The sequence below is a fragment of the Nonomuraea rosea genome (assembly GCF_039539705.1).
Taxonomy (GTDB): domain Bacteria; phylum Actinomycetota; class Actinomycetes; order Streptosporangiales; family Streptosporangiaceae; genus Nonomuraea; species Nonomuraea rosea.
In genome coordinates this window covers 1-19966 of the sequence record NZ_BAABDQ010000081.1, presented here as the reverse complement: position 1 = coordinate 19966, position 19966 = coordinate 1, and the positions used below count along the sequence as shown (strand labels likewise).

Annotated in this window: 19 protein-coding genes; 13 read left to right on the top strand and 6 right to left on the bottom strand. The window is 70.7% G+C overall.

The features are described from left to right. The first annotated feature begins 795 nt into the window (after nucleotides 1-795). A complete protein-coding gene (locus ABEA43_RS66455; protein ID WP_345580838.1) occupies nucleotides 796-1599 on the top strand; it encodes a hypothetical protein in 804 nt (267 codons plus the stop codon). Here ABEA43_RS66455 and ABEA43_RS66450 read toward each other — a convergent pair. Further along, entirely contained in the window at nucleotides 1520-2992 is a 1473-nt protein-coding gene (locus tag ABEA43_RS66450) for a hypothetical protein (RefSeq protein WP_345580835.1), read from the bottom strand. The two genes, ABEA43_RS66455 and ABEA43_RS66450, sit on opposite strands and share 80 nt — an antisense overlap. Nucleotides 2993-3265: 273 nt before the next feature. Between ABEA43_RS66450 and ABEA43_RS66445 the strand changes: the two genes are divergently transcribed. Next, a complete protein-coding gene (locus ABEA43_RS66445; protein ID WP_345580832.1) occupies nucleotides 3266-3628 on the top strand; it encodes a hypothetical protein in 363 nt (120 codons plus the stop codon). 106 nt (nucleotides 3629-3734) lie between these two features. On the opposite strand, the gene ABEA43_RS66440 is transcribed toward ABEA43_RS66445, so the two are convergent. Beyond that, complete coding sequence (locus ABEA43_RS66440) at nucleotides 3735-4532, bottom strand: NAD-dependent epimerase/dehydratase family protein (RefSeq protein WP_345580829.1); 798 nt, start codon at nucleotides 4530-4532, stop codon at nucleotides 3735-3737. 172 nt (nucleotides 4533-4704) lie between these two features. Here ABEA43_RS66440 and ABEA43_RS66435 point away from each other — a divergent pair, with 172 nt between their 5' ends. The 3 genes from ABEA43_RS66435 to ABEA43_RS66425 all read left to right on the top strand — a co-directional run bounded on the left by ABEA43_RS66435 (nucleotide 4705) and on the right by ABEA43_RS66425 (nucleotide 8381). Next, entirely contained in the window at nucleotides 4705-5454 is a 750-nt protein-coding gene (locus ABEA43_RS66435) for a crotonase/enoyl-CoA hydratase family protein (RefSeq protein ID WP_345580826.1), read from the top strand. 319 nt (nucleotides 5455-5773) lie between these two features. Further along, nucleotides 5774-6979 (top strand): non-homologous end-joining DNA ligase, encoded by a 1206-nt coding sequence (gene ligD / locus ABEA43_RS66430; protein ID WP_345580823.1) that lies wholly within the window; start codon nucleotides 5774-5776, stop codon nucleotides 6977-6979. Nucleotides 6980-7259: 280 nt separating this feature from the next. Further along, on the top strand, nucleotides 7260-8381 hold the full coding sequence (locus ABEA43_RS66425) for an IS630 family transposase (RefSeq protein WP_345580820.1): 1122 nt from the start codon (nucleotides 7260-7262) through the stop codon (nucleotides 8379-8381). 37 nt (nucleotides 8382-8418) lie between these two features. Here the strand turns inward: ABEA43_RS66425 and ABEA43_RS66420 are convergent, their stop codons facing one another. Together ABEA43_RS66420 and ABEA43_RS66415 are read right to left on the bottom strand one after the other, a co-directional pair. Further along, the gene (locus tag ABEA43_RS66420) at nucleotides 8419-9843 is read right to left on the bottom strand and encodes an NAD(P)/FAD-dependent oxidoreductase (protein WP_345580817.1); all 1425 of its coding nucleotides are present in this window, start codon (nucleotides 9841-9843) and stop codon (nucleotides 8419-8421) included. A 60-nt stretch (nucleotides 9844-9903) separates the two neighbouring features. Continuing rightward, the gene (locus ABEA43_RS66415) at nucleotides 9904-10794 is read right to left on the bottom strand and encodes an SDR family oxidoreductase (RefSeq protein WP_345580814.1); all 891 of its coding nucleotides are present in this window, start codon (nucleotides 10792-10794) and stop codon (nucleotides 9904-9906) included. Between the two features lie 88 nt (nucleotides 10795-10882). Here ABEA43_RS66415 and ABEA43_RS66410 point away from each other — a divergent pair, with 88 nt between their 5' ends. Then, nucleotides 10883-12649: a thiamine pyrophosphate-dependent enzyme gene (locus ABEA43_RS66410; protein WP_345580811.1), complete on the top strand. Its 1767-nt coding sequence runs from the start codon at nucleotides 10883-10885 to the stop codon at nucleotides 12647-12649. A 50-nt stretch (nucleotides 12650-12699) separates the two neighbouring features. On the opposite strand, the gene ABEA43_RS66405 is transcribed toward ABEA43_RS66410, so the two are convergent. Beyond that, a complete protein-coding gene (locus tag ABEA43_RS66405; protein WP_345580808.1) occupies nucleotides 12700-13455 on the bottom strand; it encodes an IclR family transcriptional regulator in 756 nt (251 codons plus the stop codon). An 80-nt stretch (nucleotides 13456-13535) separates the two neighbouring features. Here ABEA43_RS66405 and pobA point away from each other — a divergent pair, with 80 nt between their 5' ends. Genes pobA through ABEA43_RS66385 form a run of 4 tightly spaced genes read left to right on the top strand, consistent with a single transcriptional unit; the run spans nucleotide 13536 to nucleotide 17497 of the window. Continuing rightward, nucleotides 13536-14690: a 4-hydroxybenzoate 3-monooxygenase gene (gene pobA, locus ABEA43_RS66400; protein ID WP_345580805.1), complete on the top strand. Its 1155-nt coding sequence runs from the start codon at nucleotides 13536-13538 to the stop codon at nucleotides 14688-14690. A gap of 27 nt (nucleotides 14691-14717) precedes the next feature. Then, nucleotides 14718-16001: a lyase family protein gene (locus ABEA43_RS66395; RefSeq protein ID WP_345580802.1), complete on the top strand. Its 1284-nt coding sequence runs from the start codon at nucleotides 14718-14720 to the stop codon at nucleotides 15999-16001. After that, nucleotides 15998-17140 carry a bifunctional 3-oxoadipate enol-lactonase/4-carboxymuconolactone decarboxylase PcaDC gene (pcaDC, locus tag ABEA43_RS66390; protein WP_345580799.1) on the top strand — a complete coding sequence of 381 codons (1143 nt, stop codon included), beginning with the start codon at nucleotides 15998-16000 and terminating at the stop codon, nucleotides 17138-17140. Before ABEA43_RS66395 ends, pcaDC begins: the two co-directional genes overlap by 4 nt. Nucleotides 17141-17167: 27 nt before the next feature. Next, nucleotides 17168-17497 carry a DUF6401 family natural product biosynthesis protein gene (locus ABEA43_RS66385; protein ID WP_345580796.1) on the top strand — a complete coding sequence of 110 codons (330 nt, stop codon included), beginning with the start codon at nucleotides 17168-17170 and terminating at the stop codon, nucleotides 17495-17497. A 48-nt stretch (nucleotides 17498-17545) separates the two neighbouring features. On the opposite strand, the gene ABEA43_RS66380 is transcribed toward ABEA43_RS66385, so the two are convergent. Beyond that, entirely contained in the window at nucleotides 17546-18325 is a 780-nt protein-coding gene (locus ABEA43_RS66380) for a mechanosensitive ion channel family protein (RefSeq protein ID WP_345580841.1), read from the bottom strand. A 190-nt stretch (nucleotides 18326-18515) separates the two neighbouring features. On the opposite strand from ABEA43_RS66380, the gene ABEA43_RS66375 reads away from it, so the two are divergent. The 3 genes from ABEA43_RS66375 to ABEA43_RS66365 form a co-directional block, all read left to right on the top strand. Beyond that, nucleotides 18516-18686 carry a hypothetical protein gene (locus ABEA43_RS66375; RefSeq protein ID WP_345580793.1) on the top strand — a complete coding sequence of 57 codons (171 nt, stop codon included), beginning with the start codon at nucleotides 18516-18518 and terminating at the stop codon, nucleotides 18684-18686. A gap of 5 nt (nucleotides 18687-18691) precedes the next feature. Then, nucleotides 18692-19072: a VOC family protein gene (locus tag ABEA43_RS66370; protein WP_345580790.1), complete on the top strand. Its 381-nt coding sequence runs from the start codon at nucleotides 18692-18694 to the stop codon at nucleotides 19070-19072. Between the two features lie 62 nt (nucleotides 19073-19134). Then, nucleotides 19135-19966, top strand: an 832-nt coding sequence (locus tag ABEA43_RS66365) for an AAA family ATPase (RefSeq protein WP_345580787.1), incomplete at its 3' end; no start/stop codon positions are given.

Sequence of the window (19966 nt, the reverse complement as noted above, 5' to 3'; positions counted from 1 at the left end):
TGCCTGACCTGATGAGCGACCGGCCGCCGAGGGCATAGGCACACGACCCTCCCCGGCCCTACACGCATTCTCCCAGGTCAACATCCAAATCCGGGCTCACGTGTGACTACCAGCTGCGGAACCCCGGTTCTGGGCCTCCTCGTGTGCAGAGATGAGCTGGAGAAGCGCACGGGCCGCCTGTGGGTTGAGCGGTGGCGGAGGGCAACAGTAGAGGCAGTGTTCGGCCCGAGAGCCTGCTGTAGACCAGCGGACGGGACTATCGCACTGGTCGTGACGTTCCCTGTAGCGCGCGTCAGCCTCATCACGTTGACGCTGCTCCTCTTCTGACATTTGTGCGGGCGGAGGCCAGTTTCCGAGTTGATCGTTGATTGGCTCGCCGCAGCCTGGGCACAGAACACCGGCTTGGAGCTCTTCCTGGCTCAGACGAGTTTCCTCTCGGCTGCGTCGTCTTTGCTCCTCGCGACGCCGATCGCGCTCCTCGGCTTCGAGTGCAGCCTTACGGGCCCGGTTCAGTGCTCGCTCTTGGCGTTGCGCATCTGTCAGCTTGGCCATCGGGGTCACCTTCATCGCCTGCTGGGCTTTCAGTATTCGCCGTTCGAGGGGTCGCTCAGGGAACCACCGGAAGCAGGCCCCGAGCCTGGTGCTGCAGAGCCGCCGGTCGGGCCTGAGGTTCCATGGGTTGTCGCGATTGGCCAGACACGTGGTTGTGCATGGCCTTTGAATAGCGCCATGCAGGCAGGAGATATCTGGACCTACCGAAGCAAGGCGCGAGACCACACCTGCCCCGTCGAGCGGGTGGAGATCATCGAGAAGGTGGCAGGGGCCAACAAGTATGTGGTCAGGTTTCTTGATGACGGGGACCGGGAGGACACGGTTCCCGGCGGGCGACTGATCGTGTCCTGGGCGGAGAGCGAGACGTGGCTGGCGGACGAGCGCAAGATGGCGGCGGTAGTGGAAGTTTCGTACCACGCCGAGGACACTCCGCAGTACGAGGCCGTCGAGCACCTGCTGTTGGAATGGGAGCTGATCGACGGCATCGGGCTGGGCTACAACGCGCGTGAATGCTGCTCGGTCCAGATTGAGAGTCCAACTGCTGTATGCCAGGCGCTCGGCTGGGATCGGGACATCCTGCTTGCCGAGCCGCTGACATACGTGGACCGTCACGGTGTGGTGATCGCCCCGTGGTCGCTGGCGGTCAAGATCGCCCGGCAGGTCGCGGAACTCAACGGAGACGCGATCATGGAGAAGGTCGTCGACGACGAATACTCCCTCAAGCTGGAGGCGGTCCACGGCTGTACCATTCGTGACCCCCGGACCGGTGAGGTGACGACCATTCATCCCGAGTACACCAAGGAGCGCCGAGCCAGGTCGGAGCTGGCCATGGTGCAGATCCGGGAGTGGTGCGGGAGGAAGGCGATCCGGCGTCACGACGAACTCGAGGCGTTGAGGAAGGAAGTGATCCGCCTCGGGATGCTCATGGAGAGAGCGATTCGAGAGCTCCGGCGCTGTGGGCAGGACGCTATCGCCGCCACCATGGAAAAGGACCTTGGCGTCCCCATCTCCAGCCTGAGGCCCTCGCCTCCGAAGCGACGCTCATAGCACTCGCAGCGGGACGCGGTGCGGGGCGATACTCCTTTTCTGGGCGCTTGGGGCTCCACTCGCCCAGGTGCGGACGTAGATCATCTGCTCGGGGTTCGGGAGAGAAGCTCTCCAGGAAATCAGCTGGATGTTGGACCGGATCGAGGAGGTCCGCCCAGGCCCGACCCCAGGCGAGCCAGCCGCGGGCCGCCGTTCCGTCCGTTGCCTCTTCCAAGGCTGAGCAGAACGCTCGGATCTCGGCGGCGGTGCGCCAGTCGGCAAGGGCTTCCTCGAATGCCTTCTTCCGAAGGTCCTCCACGGCGAGGGCTCGCGCTTCGGCCATGGCGTCTTCCCACTGAACTCTGATCTCAGCGTCGCGACGATCACTCTCAGCCTGCTCACGCTCGAACTGGATGCGCCACTTCTGGTGTTCGCGCTCGGCCTCTCGCCGGCGTTCGTCCGCGTGGTCCGCCAGTTGCTCGGCTGCGTCGATGATTTCCTTGATCCGGTTCTCCAGCTTGCTCCGGTCCTTGTCCCTCCAGCTGTGGTGGACATTCGGGGGAGTGCCGATCGTGAGGTGCAGCACCCCGTTGGGGACGGAGTCGTATTCGCGTGGCGTGACTCGCTGCCAGGAATAGCCTTCCCGCAATTGCCAGTCATCCGGTGCCAGAGGTCTCGGAACCTGATCTGCACCCTCGGAGATGCCGATCGTGTACAGGTGCTCCCGCACCCGGATGTACAGCCGCCCTGTCTTGCGAGACATGCCGAACACATGGCCGCGGCGGTCTGCCGTCTGAGACAGGGTGCGGAGCAGTTGGATGGCGCGCGGAAGGACGGTGTTGCTGACGTCGATGCTTCCAGAGTCTGTCTCTAGCCTGGCAAAGAGATCGACACCCGTGAGTTCGTCGCGAGCCGCCAGCCGGATCCTGTTCCATTCGGTCTCGACGTCACGCCCGGCTGGGGCGAGTTTGATGATCAACGGGCCTTTGTCGCGCCCGGTGTGCAGGAGCTGGAAGCCCTCGGGGATGAGCCCCCGGCGTTTGACCGCGTTGATGGCCCGGCGGTAGGCAGCGCGCACATCGTCGGTGGGGTCGTCCAACTGGATGGTGCCGTCTTCGAGCTGAAGTCTCCGAATGAGGTCGGCCGGGAGGTCCTTTGGCGCCGACTTGAGGTCGGTCTCTTCGGCGGTGGGACGGTCGGGATGGTGCCCATGCTCAAGATAGAACCGCCCGGCATCGGTGATTCTGGCCTGCCAGACGCCGTTCTGGCGGGGCGCCACGACCAGTCCTCGGTTCCGGAGTGCGTAGACGGTATTGGCCAGCGCTGACTCGCGTGCGGTGATCGGATCGGTGTCGTCGGCGACTCGCCGAAGCACGTTCAACTGCCGGTCGTTCAGAGGAGACCATTTCCGCATGGGCTCAGCGCACTGGAGGATGCGCCGTCGCGCAACCAGAACGGCGAATCTGCCGTGAGCATGACGCAGCGTGCACGGCTCTGACCTCGCCTGTTCCGCCGCTGTTCCGCCAGAGCTTGAAAGGCTCCGAAAGGAATTGATCAATAGCGAACAAGAGAAGCGCAGGTCAGACCATGTTTCCAGCCTCGGCGGGTGAGCTGACCTGCGGCGGCGATAGCCGTACTCCCGAAACAACCGATCTGGGAGGGCGGCGACAACATCCTCTGCCTCGACGTGCGGCGGGCCATGCTCAAGGAGCAGGCGCACCTGCCCTTCCTCGACCGCCTGCGCGAGCTGGCCACCTCCGACCTGCTGCACGCGCGCATCGACGACCTGACCAAGGCGATCTCGGCCTGGCACGCCCTGGACCGGACGGTGGCGGAGGAGCGGCTCTATCCGCTGGCGCAGTTCATGGCCGACGTCTACGCAGCGGCGCTGCTGGAGGACCAGGTCACGTGGGGGCTCGACGACGAACGCAAGGCCCTGGTGGCCCGCCTCTACGCCGAGGCGCACCTGGCCGAGCGCGGCCCGCTGCGCGGCATCGACGCCCCGGCCGGCGACCACTTCGACCTGCTGCTGACGGGAGCCCTGGGGTAGGCCCGGCGGCAGCCTGCGTGTGCCGAAGGTGGCGGCCTTTTCCGGAGCGTGCGGTAGCTGGGGCCCATTCCCCAGGGGCGTGCCGAAACGTGCACCAGGTGGCGGCCTATTCCCCCAGGGCGTGCCGGAGGGTGTAGGCGGCGCTGGCGAACTCGCCGCCCTGCGGCGGGTCGCCGGCGAAGTAGGCCGCCACTCCGGGGATCCGGTCGGCGTAGGCTTCGGCGTCGTCGCGGGGACGGTAGCCGAGCCCTTCGTCGAGCTCCCAGAACCGGCGGGTGTTGGCCGAGACGGCGTAGGCGGCGGTGAACTCGATGCCCGGCCGGGTCAGCGCGGCCCAGACGAATCCGGCGCAGTCGCCGGGGCTCAGCCAGGTGGCCAGGTGCCGTGGGTCGCTCGGCTCGTGCTCCAGGCTGCCGATGCGCAGGCAGACCACCTGCAGCCCGAACTTGTCGGCATACAGCCGGCCCAGCGCCTCGACGGCGACCTTGCTGACGCCGTAGAGGCCGTCGGGGCGTGGCGGCATCTCGGCCGACACCCGCTCGGCCGACGGATAGCAGCCGGTCAGCCGGTTGCTGCTGGCCAGCACCACCCGCCGGACCCCGGTGCGCCGCGCGGCCTCCAGCACGTGATGGGTGCCCAGAACGTTGCCCGCCACGAGGTCGGGCAGCGGCGCCTCGTCGGGCACGCCGGCCAGATGCACGACCGCGTCGGCGCCGCCGATCACCGACGCCACGTCGTCGATCCCCGCCAGATCCGCCTGACGAACCTGCTCGCCGGGACCGCCGGCGGTCAGCGGCACGCGATCGACCGAGATCAGCCGGCCCAGCCGGCGTCGCAGGGGCTCACGCAGCACAGATCCCACCCGGCCTGCCGCACCGGTGAGCACAACCGTCTCGACTGTCACGCGCCGCAGTATGCCAGCGCCCACCGACATCTCCGGAGCCCGCGACCCGAGCGGGCCCCGGTGGCGCGGGGAAGGGAGTGGTGACGGCCGATCGTTGGCCACGGGCGGGGCGTGGACGTACGCTCGGCACGTTCCCCGAGGAGCATCCGCACGTTTCCCCGAGGAGGGTCGCATGACCGTACGCGTGGAGCGCCAGGGCCCCGTCACCACTGTGGTGATCAGCAGGCCGGAGGCGCGCAACGCCGTCGATCGCAAGACCGCCGACGCACTGGCCGAGGCGTTTCGTGATTTCGAGGACTCCGACGCCGACGTGGCGGTGCTGTGGGGTGAGGGCGGTACGTTCTGCGCCGGCGCCGACCTGAAGGCGCTGGACAACCACGTCGGCGAGGAGGGCGACGGGCCGATGGGGCCGACCAGGATCCGCCTGGGCAAGCCCGTCATCGCCGCCGTCGCAGGACACGCCGTCGCGGGCGGGCTGGAGCTGGCTCTCTGGTGCGACCTGCGGGTGGCGGAGGAGGACGCGGTGTTCGGCGTCTTCTGCCGGAGGTGGGGGGTGCCGCTCATCGACGGCGGCACCGTACGGCTGCCCCGGCTCATCGGCTCGTCCCGGGCGATGGACATGATCCTCACGGGGCGGCCCGTCGAAGGGCCGGAGGCGTACGCGTGGGGTCTGGCCAACCGGCTCGTCCCCACCGGCACGGCCAGGGAGCAGGCCGAGTCCCTGGCCAGGGAGATCGCCCGCTTCCCGCAGACCTGCCTGCGCGGTGACCGGATGTCGCTGCTGGAGCAGGACGGGCTGGGGGAGGTGGAGGCGATGCGCAACGAGCTGCGGCACGGGCTGGTGTCGGTGCCCGACGCCTCCGAGGGCGCGGCCCGGTTCGCGGCGGGCGCAGGACGCCATGGCGAATTCAACGACTCGTAGCCAGGCAGGGGGGCGGGAGGGCACCGGCCGGGCGGTTTCCAGCCGGCCAGGAGGCCGCCGGTCAGGAGGCGTCGGCCGGGTGGTTCCAGTCGGGCGGAGGGCACCGACCGGATGAGGTCCGGCCCGTCAGGAGGTGCCGCCCAGCTGGTTTCCCGCCGATCAGGAGGCGCTGGCCGGACGGGTTCCGGTCGGGCAGGAGTCGCTGGCCGGACGGGTTCCGGTCGGGCAGGAGTCGCTGGCCGGGTGGGTTTCGGCCGGGGTGGCAGGGGCGGGTGTTGGGTGCCGGAGGTTGTCGGTGGCGCCGCGTATCGTGACCTTCATGCCTGACATCGAGGTCGCCGGGCGCGAGGTGCACGTCACCAGCCCCGACAAGGTCGTCTTCCCGCAGTCCGGTCACACCAAGCTCGACCTGATCCGGTTCTACCAGGCCGTGGGCGAGAGGGCGCTGCGCGGCGTCCACGGGCGGCCGATGGTGCTCAAGCGGTTCGTGCACGGCATCGAGCAGGAGGCGTTCTTCCAGAAGCGCGCCCCGTCCAAGCGGCCCGACTGGATCGAGGTGGCCGAGCTCAAATACCGGTCGGGGCTCAGCGCGGAAGAGGTGGTGTGCACCGATCTGGCCCAGTTGCTGTGGGTGGTCAACCTCGGGTGCGTCGATCTCAACCCGCATCCGGTGCGCGCCGACGACCTGGCCAAGCCCGACGAGCTGCGCATCGACCTCGATCCGGTGCCCGGCGTCGAGTGGGCCGACGTGCTGCGGACCGCGCAGGTGGCGCGCGAGGTGCTGGCCGATCACGGGCTGGTCGCCTGGCCCAAGACGTCGGGTTCGCGCGGGTTCCACGTGTACGCCAGGATCGAGCGGCGCTGGCCGTTCGCCAAGGTGCGCAAGGCGGCCGAGACGGTGGCGCGCGAGGTCGAGCGGCGCGCTCCCGACCTGGCGACCAGCCGGTGGTGGAAGGAGGAGCGGCACGGGGTGTTCGTGGACTTCAACCAGAACGCCTACGACCGCACCGTGGCCTCCGCCTACTCCGTGCGCGCCGTCGCCGATGCCCGCGTGTCCACGCCGCTGACCTGGGACGAGGTGCCGGGGTGCCGGCCTGAGACCTTCACGATCGACACCGTGCCGAAGCGGCTGGCCGAGCTCGGCGACCCGTGGGAGGACATGGACCTGCACGCGGGCTCGCTCGACGGGCTGCTGGAGCTGGCCGAGGAGCTCGGGCCCGCGCCCAAGGCGCCCAAGGGCAGCGGGCGCAGGCAGCAGACCATGCCCGTCATCGAGATCGCCAGGGCTGAGCACAAGGAGGAGGCGATGGCGGGGTTCGAGCGGTGGAAGGCCCGCCATCCCGACGTGGCCGACCGGCTGGAGCCCGCCGACGTGCTGGTGGACGGCATGCGGGGGCGCAGCAGCGTCTGGTATCGCATCCGGGTCAACCTCCAGCACGTCCCGGAGGGGGAGCGGCCCGAGCAGGAGCCGCTGGAGGTCGACTACGACCCCTGGCACGGCGCCTCCCCGGGGACCGCGCCCTAACCGCCCCGAGGGGAGGTCGCGGGGCGCCGCCTAGCCGCCCGATGGCCGGCGAGGCTGGCGTTGCGTCCCGACCGCCCAGGGGCGTGCTCCAACCGCCCGAAGGCGGGCATCGCGTCCCAACGGGCCGATGGCTGGCGTGGCGTCGTGTCCTGATCGCTCGACGGCGGGTGGGGGGTCGTGGTCTAGTGCTGTGACCGGAAACGATCACCGGGTTGGCGCGTAAGACACTCCTGCCGGTTGGATGGTGCTGATCACGTTCGATCGGCACCCAGGAGGCCCGGTGACGCAACCGGTCAAGGTCCGCAGGCTCACGGACCCGGAAGGGCAGAAGCTGCAGCGCATCGTGCGGCGCGGCACGATGAGCACGGTGCGCTATCGGCGGGCGATGATCCTGCTGGCCTCGGCCGGTGGCAACACCGTGCCGGTCATCGCCCGGCTGGTGCAGGCCGATGAGGACACCGTGCGCGCGGTGATCCACCGTTTCAACGAGATCGGACTGGCCTGCCTGGACCCTCAGTGGGCGGGAGGCCGTCCCCGCCTGCTCAGCCTTGAGCAAGAAGTGATCGTCGCCGCGACGGCCAGTACGCGACCGACCAAGCTCGGCCAGCCGTTCACCCGCTGGTCCATCCGCAAGCTCCTCGATTACCTGCACCGACTTCCCGGTGGCTCCTTCACCCTGGGCCGGGAGGCATTACGCGCCCTGCTGGTCCGGCACGGCGTCACCTTCCAGCGCACCAAGACGTGGAAGGAATCCCCGGACCCGGACTTCGACGCCAAACTGGACGCGATCGAGTACGCCCTGACCGAGCGGCCCGAGCGGACCTTCGCCTTCGACGAGTTCGGGCCACTTGGCATCCGCCCCACCGCCGGGACGGGCTGGGCTCTGAAAGGCAAGCCGGACCGGCTGCCGGCCACCTACCATCGCACCCACGGCGTCACCTACTTCCACGGCTGCTACTCCATCGGCGACGACCTGCTGTGGGGCGTCAACCACCGCCGCAAGGGCATCGACAACACCTGGGCCGCGCTGAAGTCGATCCGCGCCGCCCGCCCGGACGGCGCCCCGATCTACGTCATCCTGGACAACCTGTCGGCCCACAAGAACCGGCGCATCCAAGCGTGGGCCGAGAAGAACAAGGTCAGACTGCTGTTCACGCCGACCTACGCCTCGTGGGCCAACCCGATCGAGGCCCACTTCGGCCCCTTGCGCCAGTTCACCCTGGCCAACTCCTGCCACCCCAACCACACCGTCCAGACCTGGGCACTGCACGCCTACCTACGCTGGCGCAACACTCACGCCCGCCACCCCGACGTACTGGCCGCTCAACGCCGTGAACGCGCCCGCGTCCGCAGCGAGAAGGGCATCCGCTGGGGCGGACGGCCTCTCGAACCCGCAGCCTGAAGCTCACTCAACCCGGTGATCGTTTCCGGTCACAGCACTAGCGGCCCGAGATCAGGTTGGCGAGGCGGGCGTAGGCCGAGGTCGTCGTCCCGCGTTCGTTCTCGTGCCGGTCCGCCGCCCTGAACAACGCGTAGATGAGCTGCACCCCGCCCCAGCGCAGCGGCTCAGGCTCCCACTGGCGCACCTGCCGCCCCACCCACGGCAGCGCCGTCAGCTCCGTGTCGCGGCGCAGCACCAGGTCCCGCAGCGTGCGCCCGGCCAGGTTCGTCGTGGTGACGCCGCTGCCCACGTACCCGCCCGCCCAGCCGAGCCCGCTCGCGTGGTTGAGGTGCACGGTCGAGCACCAGTCGCGCGGCACGCCGAGCACGCCGCACCACGCGTGCTGCACGCGCGCGTCGGCCGTGGCGGGGAAGAGCTTGACCAGCATCCGCCACAGCAGCGCGACGGTCTGCCGCTGTGTGGCGCCCCCGCGGTCGGTACGCGAGCCGAACCGGTACGGCACCCCCCGCCCGCCGATCGCGATCCGGTCGTCGGCCGTCCGCTGCGCGTAGATGTAGGCGTGCGCCTGGTCCCCGAGCAGCTCGTTGCCCGTCCAGCCGATGTGCTTCCACACCTCGGGAGGCAGCGGCTCGGTGACGATCATGGAGCTGTTCATCGGCAGCCACTGCCGGTGCTGCCCGGCGAGGTTCGCGGTGAAGCCCTCGGTGGCGCGGATGACGTACTCGGCCGAGACCACCCCGCGCGTGGTGACCGCGGACGCCTTCCTGCCCTGACGGGGCCGGATCTCGATCACCGGCGTGTCCTCGAAGACGTCCACCCCCAGCCGGGAGACGGCCGCGGCCAGGCCGGTGGCGAGCTTGGCGGGCTGGATGCGGGCGCAGTGCGGCGAGTAGGCGGCCTCCAGCGTGCCCGCCACCTGGACGCGCTCGCGCTGCTCGTCGCGGTCCAGCAGGCGCAGGTCGTCCTCGCCGTACCCCCACGCGCGCAGGTCCGCCACCTCCTCGCGCAGCCGCCGCCGCTGGGCCGGGTTCGTGGCGACGTGGACCAGGCCGCCCTTGTGCACGTCCGCGTCGATGCCCTCGGCGCGGGTCACCGCGATGACCTCGTCGACCGCGCGGAACATCGCGTGCTGCAGCTCGATCATCGCCTGCCGCCCGCGTGCCTTCGCGTGCCGCTTGCGCGACCCGGCGAACTCGGCCGACAGCCAGCCGCCGTTGCGGCCCGACGCGCCGAAGCCGGCGAACTCCTTCTCCAGGATCGCGATCCGCAGGCCCGGGTCGGCCTGCTTGAGGTAGTACGCCGTCCACAGGCCGGTGTAGCCGCCGCCGACGATCGCGACGTCGTACTCGCGCGGCCCCGGCAGCGGTGCGCGGCGCGTGGGCAGGCCGATCTGCCGGTACCAGTACGAGACGCCGCCGTTGGCGAAATCCTTGGTCAGCGGGATGCGGTTCACCGAAACCATTTTCCTGTGACTGCCATAGGCCGAACAAGTGGGCGAAGTGTAATGAATGCGGGCGCCTGACTAGCTTCGTGTCGGGCGCTCGTAGCCTTCGTCCCCTCCGTATACGCGCAGGTCAGGATCCTGCTCCGGCTGGTTGGCCGGGCTGGTGGGCGACGCGGTGTGCTCGGTGGCGAAGTCGTCCGACGGCGCGGGCGCCGGCGGGAGCAGGTAGTCGTGCCAGGTGATCCGGCCCTTGGGCGTGGCGTCCGTGAGGAGGAGGCCGGCGCGCTGGGCGGCGTACTGCCTGCCGGGGAAGCGTACGGGCAGACGCGGGCGGCGCAGGTCCTTGGCCCGCAACCAGGTCTCGACCAGGTCGTCCGTGCCGAGCACCTGCGGGCCGCCGAACTCGACGGCGCCCGCGGGACCGCCGGCGAGCAGGTCGGCGGCCCTGGCCGCGACCTCGCCCGTGTGGACCGGCTGCCAGGGCACCGAGCGGTCCACCGGCAGCACGGGAAGCGCCGCCACCTCGCTCAGCCGCCGGTCGAGCCACTGGTGGAACGGGGTGGCGCGGAGGACCGTCCAGCCCAGCCCGCTCCCGGCGACCAGGCTTTCCGCCTCCCGTTTGTACCCGGGATAGCCGGTGCGGACGCGATCCGCCCCGACGAGCGAGGTGAACAGCAGATGCGGGACCCCGGCCGCGCGGGCGGCGGCGATGAGCATGCGCGTCCCGGGCACGTCCACCGCGCCGCGCCCCTTGCGGCCGCTCGTGGCGAGGTGCGCGACGGCGTCCATCCCCCGCACCGCGTCCTCGACGCCGGCGTCGGAGATGAGGTCCCCCCACACCCACTCGACGTTCCCGCGGCTCTCCCGTTTGGCACGGCTCAATGCCCGCACCTGATGCCCCGCCTTGACCAGGGCGGGCAGCAGAGCCCCGCCCAAGGTCCCCGTGGCTCCCGTGACCAGAATGCGCATGCCGGGTCCCCTACCCACGAATTCCCGGAAATGACAATGAATCTGACACCGGCGTCTGTGCCCGGCAGAGCGGGGTAGGGCGCGTCATATGGCTCGAATCGCAGCGGAATCTTTGATAGAACGCCTGGCCGAGTGGGGCGTGGACACCGTCTTCGGCATGCCGGGCGACGGCATCAACGGCATCATGGAGGCGCTCAGGCGTCACCGTGACCGGGTGCGCTTCGTCCTCGTCCACCACGAGGAGGCCGCGGCCTTCATGGCCACCGGTTACGCCAAGGCGACCGGGCGGATCGGCGTGTGCCTGGCCACGTCGGGGCCCGGCGGCATCCATCTGCTGAACGGGCTCTATGACGCGAAGCTGGACCACGTCCCCGTGCTGGCGATCACGGGCATGCAGGAGACCTCGGTGCTCGGCACGGCGTACCAGCAGGAGGTCCACCTGGACAAGCTGTTCGCCGACGTGGCCGAGTACAACATGATGATCACGAACCCGGCGCAGCTCCCCGCGCTGGCGGACCTGGCGATCAGGACCGCCTACGCGCGGCGCGGGGTCGCCCACCTCACGTTGCCGAACGACCTCCAGGTGGCCGACGCGGGGGAGGAGCCGTACAAGAGCGTGGCCCCGGTACGCCCGCCGCACACGGCCCCCGTCTACCTGCAGCCGTCCGGCCTGCCGCGCCAGGAGGACCTCGAATGGGCGGCCGAGGTGCTCAACCACGCGGAACGCCCGGCCATGCTGGTCGGCCAGGGCGCGCTGCACGCCAGGCAGGAGGTGCTGGCCGTGGCCGAGGCCCTCGGGGCGCCCGTGGTCAAGACGCTGCCCGGCAAGGCGGTCGTCCCGGACGACTCGCCGTACACGACCGGCGGGATCGGGCTGCTCGGCACGCGGCCGAGCGAGGAGCTGATGGAAGACGCCGACGTGCTGTTCATGGTCGGCACGAACTTCCCCTACTCCAAGTTCCTGCCGGAGCCGGGCAAGGTGCGGGTGGTGCAGTTCGAGGCGGACCCGACCAGGGCGGGGGCGCGGATCGCGACCGACGTGCCGGTGGTGTGCGACGCGAAGGAGGGGCTGGCGGCGCTGCTGCCGCTGCTGGCACACCGGGACAGGAGCGCTCATCTGGCGAAATATCAGAAGATGATGGCTAAGTGGCGGAGCGACATGGACGCTCTGGAGAACCCGGGCAGGGACCCCATAGCCCCGCAGTACGCCATGTCCGTCCTCGACGAGCTGGCCGCCGACGACGCCATCCTGACCTGTGACAGCGGCACCATCGCCACCTGGGCGGCCAGGCACTGGACGATCAGGGGCGAACGCGAGTTCTACCTGTCCGGCACGCTGGCCACGATGGCGCCCGGCCTCCCGTACGCCATCGCCATGCAGCACGCCTTCCCCGGACGCCAGGTCATCGCGTACGTCGGCGACGGCGGCTTCTCGATGCTCATGGCCGAGTTCCTGACGGCGGTCCAGCAGCAGCTGCCGATCAAGGTGGTCATCAACAACAACAACTCGCTCGGCCAGATTTTGTGGGAGCAGATGGTGCTCGGCTACCCGGAGCACGGCGTGCGCTACGCCCAGCCGGAGGCCGACTTCTCGGCCTGGGCCAGGGCCTGCGGCGGGTTCGGGGCGAAGGTCACCAAGTCGGGCGACGTGGCCCCGGCGATCAGGCAGGCGCTCGCCCACGACGGCCCGGCGCTGGTGGACGTGGACGTGAACCCGAACGAGCCGCCCATGCCCGGCAAGGTCTCCTACGACCAGGCGAAGAGCTTCGCCCAGGCGTTCCTCAAGGGGCAGCCGCACAAGGCCGCGATCGCGACCACGCTGTTCAAGGACCGCATCCAGAAGTTCACGGACTGAGCGGCCGCACACATGCCTCACGCAGGCCGCACACATGCCTCACGCAGGCCTCACACAGGGGCCGCACACGCCCTGGCGATCCCGGCGGCGGCGCTGAGCAGCGGCTCCACCAGCCGGGGCAGCTCGCGGGCGCGCCGGGAGGACACCACGATGCCCAGCGCCGCCACCGGCCGCCCGCCGACCAGCACCGGCGCCGCCGCCGAGCACGTGCCCAGCGTCATCTCCTCGTACGTCAGCGCGTACCCCTGGGCCCGCACCCCCGCCAGCTCCCTGGCCAGCCGCCCTGGCTCGGTGATCGTGTGCGAGGTGGGGCGTTCGAGCTTGCGCCCCAGGTACGACTTGACGAACCAGTCCGGTTCGTACGCCAGCAGCGCCCTGCCCACGCCCGTGGGGTGCATCGGCAGCCGCCCGCCCGTCCTGGACACGATCGGCACCGCCCGCCTGCCGTACACCTTGTCCACGTACAGGACCTCGAGCCCGTCGCGGACCGCCAGATGGACGTTCTCGCGCGTGTTGACGAACAGCTCCTGCAGCCACGGATGCGCCAGGTCGCCCAGTCGGCCCGGCGCGAGCTGGCCCAGCTCCCACAGCCGCAGCCCCACGCGCAGCCGCCCGTCGGGGCCGCGGCTCAGCGCCTGCCACTCCTCCAGCTCGCCGACCAGCCGGTGCGCCGTGCTCAGCGGCACCCCGCTGCGCCTGGCCAGCTCGGTCAGGGTGAGTTGCGGATGAGCCGCGTCGAACGCCCCCAGAATGGACAGCACCTTGGACGTCACCGAACGTCCTGCGTCGCGGGATCCGCCTGCCATGCGGCAATCCTGCACCTTTCTTCCGCTCAGTGGAAGAGACCTCTCGGCTGACACCCGGTCAAGGCAGGATGCTTTCCGACATGCGAACTCAGGTCGGGATCATCGGGGCAGGCCCCGCGGGGCTGCTCCTCTCCCATTTGCTCCACCTGCGCGGCATCTCCTCCGTGGTGCTGGAGAAGCGCAGCCGCGACTACGTGGAGCGGCGGGTGCGGGCCGGGGTGCTGGAGCAGGGCACGGTCGACACCCTGACCGAGGCGGGCGTCGGCGAGCGGATGCGCCGCGAGGGGCTGCCGCACCACGGCATCGAGCTCAGGTACGGCGGCGCGGGCCACCGCATCCCGTTCGAGAAGCTCGTCCCCGGCCGGTCCATCACCGTGTACGGCCAGCAGGAAGTGGTCAAGGACCTGATCGCGGCCAGGCTCGCGGCGGGCGGCGACGTGCGCTTCGAGGTCGAGGACGTGGCGGTGCACGGGCTGACCTCTGCGCCTTACCTGACCTTTGGGGACGAACGGCTCGACTGCGAGGTGATCGCCGGCTGCGACGGCTTCCACGGCGTGTCCAGGCCGTCCATCCCGGAGGGCGTCCTGAGCGTGTTCGAGCGGGAATATCCCTTCGCCTGGCTGGGCATCCTGGCCAAGGTGGCACCGTCGTCGGAAGAGCTCATCTACACGAGGACCGAGCGCGGCTTCGCGCTGCACAGCATGCGCTCGCCCAAGGTCAGCCGCTTCTACCTCCAGGTCCCCGCGGACGCGCGGGAGGAGGACTGGCCGGACGAGCGGATCTGGGCCGAGCTGAAGGCCCGGCTGGAGAGCGTCCCCGGCTTCACGCTGGCCACCGGCGAGATCATGGAGAAGGGCGTCACGCCGATGCGGGCGTTCGTCGTGGAGCCCATGCAGTACGGCCGCCTCTACCTGGCCGGGGACGCCGCCCACATCGTGCCGCCGACCGGGGCGAAAGGGCTCAACCTGGCCGTGGCCGACGTCCGTGTCCTCACCGAGGCGCTGGCCGCGTACTTCGAGGACGGCTCGACCGCGCTGCTCGACGGCTACTCCGAGGCGTGTCTCAAGCGGGTGTGGCGGGCGCAGCACTTCTCGTGGTGGATGACGACGCTGCTGCACACGTTCGAGGACGACGACCCGTACGCGCGGCGGCTGCAGCTGTCGTACCTGGACTACGTGACCTCCTCGGAGGCGGCGGCGACGACGCTGGCGGAGAACTACGTTGGACTTCCATGAGGAATCGGGCAAAGGAGACGGGCTGCGGTGAGCTCTGACCGCGTGGCTCAGGACGGCGGGCTGCTCGCGCCCGTCTGGGCGGGCACCAAGGCGGAGGCGATCACCGCCGACGCCGCCTGGCTGCGTGCCATGCTGGAGGCCGAGGCGGCGCTGGCGCGCGCGCAGTCCCGCCTGGGACTGATCCCGTCCGAGTCGGCGGCGGCCATCGACAGGACGGCCACCACGCTCGTCATCGACCCGGCAGGTCTGGCCAGGCGGGCCAGGCAGTCGGCCAGTCCCGTCGTCCCTCTTGTGGCCGACCTGCGGCAGGCGGTGCCCGGCGCGGCCGAGTTCGTGCACCGGGGAGCGACCAGCCAGGACATCATGGACACCGCCGCCATGCTCGTCGCCACCCGGGCGGTTCGCCGGATCGTGGGCGATCTGAGCGGGATCATGCGGGATCTGTGCGAGCTGGCCGAGCGGCACAGGAACACCGTGATGGCCGCGCGGACGCTGGTGCAGCAGGCGGTGCCGACCACGTTCGGGCTGAAGGCGGCCGGCTGGCTGTCCGGTCTCATGCGCGCCCGCGCCAGGCTGCGCGAGCTGCGCCTGCCCGCCCAGCTCGGCGGCGCGGGGGGCACCCTGGCGGCCTTCACCGAGCTGGCCGCGAGCCGGATCCCCGGCGGGCAGGCGCTGGCGCTGGAGCTGGTGGAGCTGTTCGCCGAGGAGATCGGGCTGTCCGCGCCGCCCGCGCCGTGGCACGCGGAGCGCTCGCCGGTCACCGAGCTGGGCGGCGCGCTCGTCGGCACGGCCCGCGCGCTCGGGAAACCGGCCATCGACATCATCCTCATGGCGCAGACCGAGGTCGGCGAGGTGGCCGAGTCGTCGGAGGGCGGCTCGTCGGCCATGCCGCAGAAGCGCAACCCCGCGCTGTCCGTCCTGGTCCGCTCGGCCTCGTTCCAGGTGCCCGCGTACGCGCAGATGCTCGGGCAGGTCGGCGAGCACGAACGGGCCGCAGGGGCGTGGCAGGCGGAGTGGCTGCCGCTGCGCGAGGCGCTGCGCCTCACCGGCGGCGCCGCGGAGACCGCCGCCGAGCTGGTGGCCGGGCTGCAGGTCTTCCCCGAGCGGATGCGCGCCAACGCCGAGCTGACCGGCGGCCGTCTGGTCGCCGAGCGGCTCTCGGCGCACCTCGGACGCGACGAGGTCAAGCGGATCCTGGCCGAGGAAGGCCCGCCGCCGGTCGCGGGGGAGCTGCTCGATCCGGAGGCGTACCTGGGCGCGGCTCCGGAGCTCGTCGACCGCATCATCGCCACCTACAGGGAGCAACCGTGAAACTGCACCACCGCGTCGACGGGCCGGCCGGCGCGCCGCTGCTCGTGCTCGGGCCCTCGCTCGGCACCACGATGGAGATCTGGCAGCCGCAGCTCCCCGCGCTCACCGACTCCTGGCAGGTGCTCAGGTACGACCTGCCCGGCCACGGCGGCTCCGCGCCCGCCGCGTCCGGCTTCACCATCGACGACCTGGCCCGCGCCGTGCTGGACCTCGTACAGCCCGAGCATTTCGCGGTCGGCGGGATCTCGCTCGGCGGCGCGATCGCGACCACCATCGCCACCCGCGCCCGCCGCCGGGTCCGCAAGGTGGTGCTGTGCTGCACGTCGGCCAAGTTCGGCGAGCCGGGCCCCTGGCTCGGGCGGGCCGCGCTGGTCCGCGGCAAGGGAGTGGCCGCGCTGGCGCCGACGCTGAAGGCGCGCTGGTTCACGCCCGGCTTCGACGGCCAGTGGGTGGTGGACATGCTGGCGGAGGTGGACGCCAAGTCGTACGCCGCCTGCTGCGAGGCCATCGCCGCCTTCGACCTGACCCGCAAACTGGGCGAGATCACCGCGCCCACCCTGGTCATCGCGGGCTCCGAGGATCCGGCCACGCCGCTCGACCAGGCGCTCACGCTCGCGAACAACATCCCGGGAGCCACACTCACGGTGGTGCCGAAAGCCTCGCACCTGGCGAACGTCGAACGCCCCGACGTGGTGACCGCCGCCCTGATCGGCCACCTCATGGGCGAGCACCGCGAAGCCCCGGCTTTAAAAAGGCCGGGAGGCAGCCGGGAGGCCGGGATGCGCACCAGGCGTGAGGTGCTCGGGGACGCCCACGTCGACCGGGCGATCGCCGCCACCACCGACTTCACCAGTGACTTCCAGGACTTCATCACCCGCTACGCCTGGGACGAGATCTGGAACCGGCCCGGCCTGGACCGGCGCACCAGGAGCTGCGTCACGCTCACCGCCCTGGTGGCCAGGGGGCAGCTGGAGGAGCTGGCCATGCACGTCCGTGCGGCTTTACGCAACGGTCTCACCCGGGACGAGATCAAGGAGGTGCTGCTCCAGACGGCCGTGTACTGCGGGGTTCCGGCCGCCAACGCCGCCTTCGCGGTGGCCAGGCGCACGCTCGCCGACATCGACGCGGAGGGCCTCTGACCTTGAAGGATGCTTTAAGGTTGGCTGGTGGTTTTCGAGGAGGGCTGGGCGGTATCGCCCCTGCGGTGGCTGATGAACACACTGGGCGACGCCCAGCTCGCCAGGATGAGCGGTGATCCCGGGCTGGTCGCCGCGGTCGACCAGCACGCGGCCGTGCTGCGTGACGCGATCCCGCTGGACCGCGAGACGCTGGGCGACTACCTGCTGGGCTTCCTCGACGAGCTGCGGCACCGCGGCTGGATCTTCAGCGACGAGCCCGGCGAGCACGGGGAGCCCGACGCCGCCGCGCTGCGGCTGACGGCTGTCTGCTGGCTCGCCCGCGAGCTGGGCTTCCTCGAAGACGGCCTGCCCGCCTGAACGTGTGCCCGGGCCGCAGGACGGCCCGGGCCCACGCTCCCTGCGGAATCAGTCGGGAGGCAGGTCGGAACGGGTGGCCCCGCCCGGCATCGTACGGATGGGCGCCGTCTCGTCGGTCATCGACCGAGCGTCCTCGCGCCCCCGCTGGTACGCCTCCGCATGCGCCCTGGCCTGCGGAGCCTCCTCCTCGATCCGGCCCAGCCAGCGCTCCCAGCGCTGCTGCATCGGACGGATGAGCCCGCCGCCGATACCGATGGCCGCGATCGCCCCGATGGTGGCGAGCACCGTGATCAGCACCGGAGTCGTGACGGTGGTGGCCACGCCGATCTGGTTGAGCGCCGCGATGATGCCCAGCGCCCAGATGAACACCGACGCGGCCGTCGCCAGCCAGCGGCCGTAGGAGAGCCCGCCGAGCGCTCCGTCGAGGACGTCCCTGACGGCCTTGGCCACGGCGCCGGCCACCACGATGATCACGATGGCGACCACGGCCTTGGGCAGCCACGCCACCACGCCGGTCAGGAGCGCCGAGATGGGGTTCGGCCCGAAGACGCTGAAGGCTATCTGCAGGGTGATCAGCAGGATCGCATAGAAGACGAGCTTGGCCAGCAGGGTGCTGGCGTCGTACCTGCTGCGTTCCAGCCAGCGCCGCACACCGCTGCGCTCCACCGCGCGGTCGAAGCCGACCCGTTCGAGCACCTTGTCGACGATCTTCGCCAGTGCCTTGGCCACGAGCCAGCCGATGACGAGCACGACCAGGAACGCGATCAGCTTCGGAACGAACGTCGCTATCTGCCGCCAGGCGTCGGTGATGCCCTGGCCTATGTTGATGTCCACGGTTTCCTCCTCCGAGGAGCCAATGCAACGGCGCTACCCGCTCCGCAGTGCTCTATGCACACAGCGCCACCAAAACTACGCACAGGGCGACATATCGCCACACGGGCTGACTTCTCCGGACGGGGTTTCTGCAACGGTTTCGCCATGCCTGCTGGCAGCATCCGGAGCGCGCAAAGGAGAAGGGATGACGAAGACGATGGCCAAACTGACCATGGAACTGGCCGAACGGATCGTCGCGGGCTGGCGCGGGAGCCTCCAGCGCGCCGAGAGCACGGCCCGCCGGGCGGGCCCGCCCGGCGGCGAGCGCGCCGAGCACGACCCCACCGCGGAGGTGATCGCCGCCGCATTAGGGTGATCGTCATGCACCGCAGCCGCGTCTACGCCTTCTTGATCGACACGCCCGCGGAGGAAGCGCCCCAGGCGGCGGCCTTCTGGGCGGCCGCACTCGGGGCCACCGCCAGCCCTCTTCCCTCCTACGAGCAGTTCACCTCGCTGCACGGGGCGCTGCCGGGGGTCGTCATGGCGGTCCAGGCGGTGGACGACGCCCCTCGCTTCCACCTCGACATCGAGACCGATGACATCGAGGCCGAGACCGCGCGGCTGCTGGCGCTCGGGGCCACCGAGGTGTCGCGGTGGCTGGAGTGCCGGGTGCTGCGCGCTCCCGGCGGGCATCTGATGTGCGTGCTGCCCGTGGAGAGCGAGCGGGAGGTCTTCGAGGCCGAGGCGAAGACCTGGCCCTGACGTCCCGGGCTCCAGGACGTACCCCCTAAACCGGGCAAAAGTACGTGGAGCGGCCGCCGTAGATGATGTTCCATCGGAGCATGACCGGGGCGGGCAACGACGCGTCAGCGGCCGGCGTCACCACATTCGTCGGCCGTGAGCGAGAGCTGCGCCAGGTCGCCCAGGTCGTCGCCGAGGCGGCGGCCGGCGCCAGCCGCCTGATCGTGGTCACCGGAGAGGCCGGCATCGGCAAGACGACGCTCTGCCGGCGCATCGCCGCCATGGCCGCGGACGACGGCTGGCGGGTGGCCATGAGCTGCTGCTGGCCCGGCACCGACGCCCCGCCCCTGTGGCCGTGGCCCGAGATCCTGCGCCTCCTGGACGGCCCCAGCGCCGACGACCTGCTGCTGTCGGAGCGGTTCTCCGGCTTCACCGCCGTCGCGCAGGCCCTGCGCAGGAGCGGCGCGCCCGCGCTCATCGTGCTCGACGACGCGCACGCCGCCGACTCCGGCACGCTGCTGCTGGCCAGGTTCCTGGCCCGCGCGCTGCCCGCGACCCCTCTGGTGCTGATCCTGGCCTGCCGCGACGACGTCGGCCTGCTCGACGAGGCCGCCCTGGTCGTGCGGCTGGGGCCGTTCACCGTGACGGAGACGGCGGCGTTCCTCGATCTGCACGCCCACGAGCGGCTCAGAGCCGGGCTGCTGGAGACCCTGCACCGGATCACCAGGGGAAACCCGCTGTACCTGCGCAGGGTGAGCGCCTTCGGGCCGCCCGACGAGGTGGTCGCGCCGGGCGGCGTGCGCGCCGCCGTACGCCAGGTGGCGGAGGAGCTGCGCGAGGCGCTGCTGCGGCTGCTCGGCGGCGTGGCGCTGGCCGGCCGGTCCGCGGCCGTCGCCGCCGCGGCGGCCGTGGCGG

Bases quoted from the DNA above. Each gene is read 5' to 3' on its own strand.
- ligD (WP_345580823.1), top strand. From the start codon at position 5,774: ATGCCTGACATCGAGGTCGCCGGGCGCGAGGTGCACGTCACCAGCCCC.
- ABEA43_RS66410 (WP_345580811.1), top strand. From the start codon at position 10,883: ATGGCTCGAATCGCAGCGGAATCTTTGATAGAACGCCTGGCCGAGTGG.
- ABEA43_RS66370 (WP_345580790.1), top strand. From the start codon at position 18,692: ATGCACCGCAGCCGCGTCTACGCCTTCTTGATCGACACGCCCGCGGAG.
- pobA (WP_345580805.1), top strand. From the start codon at position 13,536: ATGCGAACTCAGGTCGGGATCATCGGGGCAGGCCCCGCGGGGCTGCTC.
- ABEA43_RS66415 (WP_345580814.1), bottom strand. From the start codon at position 10,794: ATGCGCATTCTGGTCACGGGAGCCACGGGGACCTTGGGCGGGGCTCTG.
- ABEA43_RS66405 (WP_345580808.1), bottom strand. From the start codon at position 13,455: ATGGCAGGCGGATCCCGCGACGCAGGACGTTCGGTGACGTCCAAGGTG.
- ABEA43_RS66435 (WP_345580826.1), top strand. From the start codon at position 4,705: ATGACCGTACGCGTGGAGCGCCAGGGCCCCGTCACCACTGTGGTGATC.
- ABEA43_RS66420 (WP_345580817.1), bottom strand. From the start codon at position 9,843: ATGGTTTCGGTGAACCGCATCCCGCTGACCAAGGATTTCGCCAACGGC.
- ABEA43_RS66450 (WP_345580835.1), bottom strand. From the start codon at position 2,992: ATGCGGAAATGGTCTCCTCTGAACGACCGGCAGTTGAACGTGCTTCGG.
- ABEA43_RS66375 (WP_345580793.1), top strand. From the start codon at position 18,516: ATGACGAAGACGATGGCCAAACTGACCATGGAACTGGCCGAACGGATC.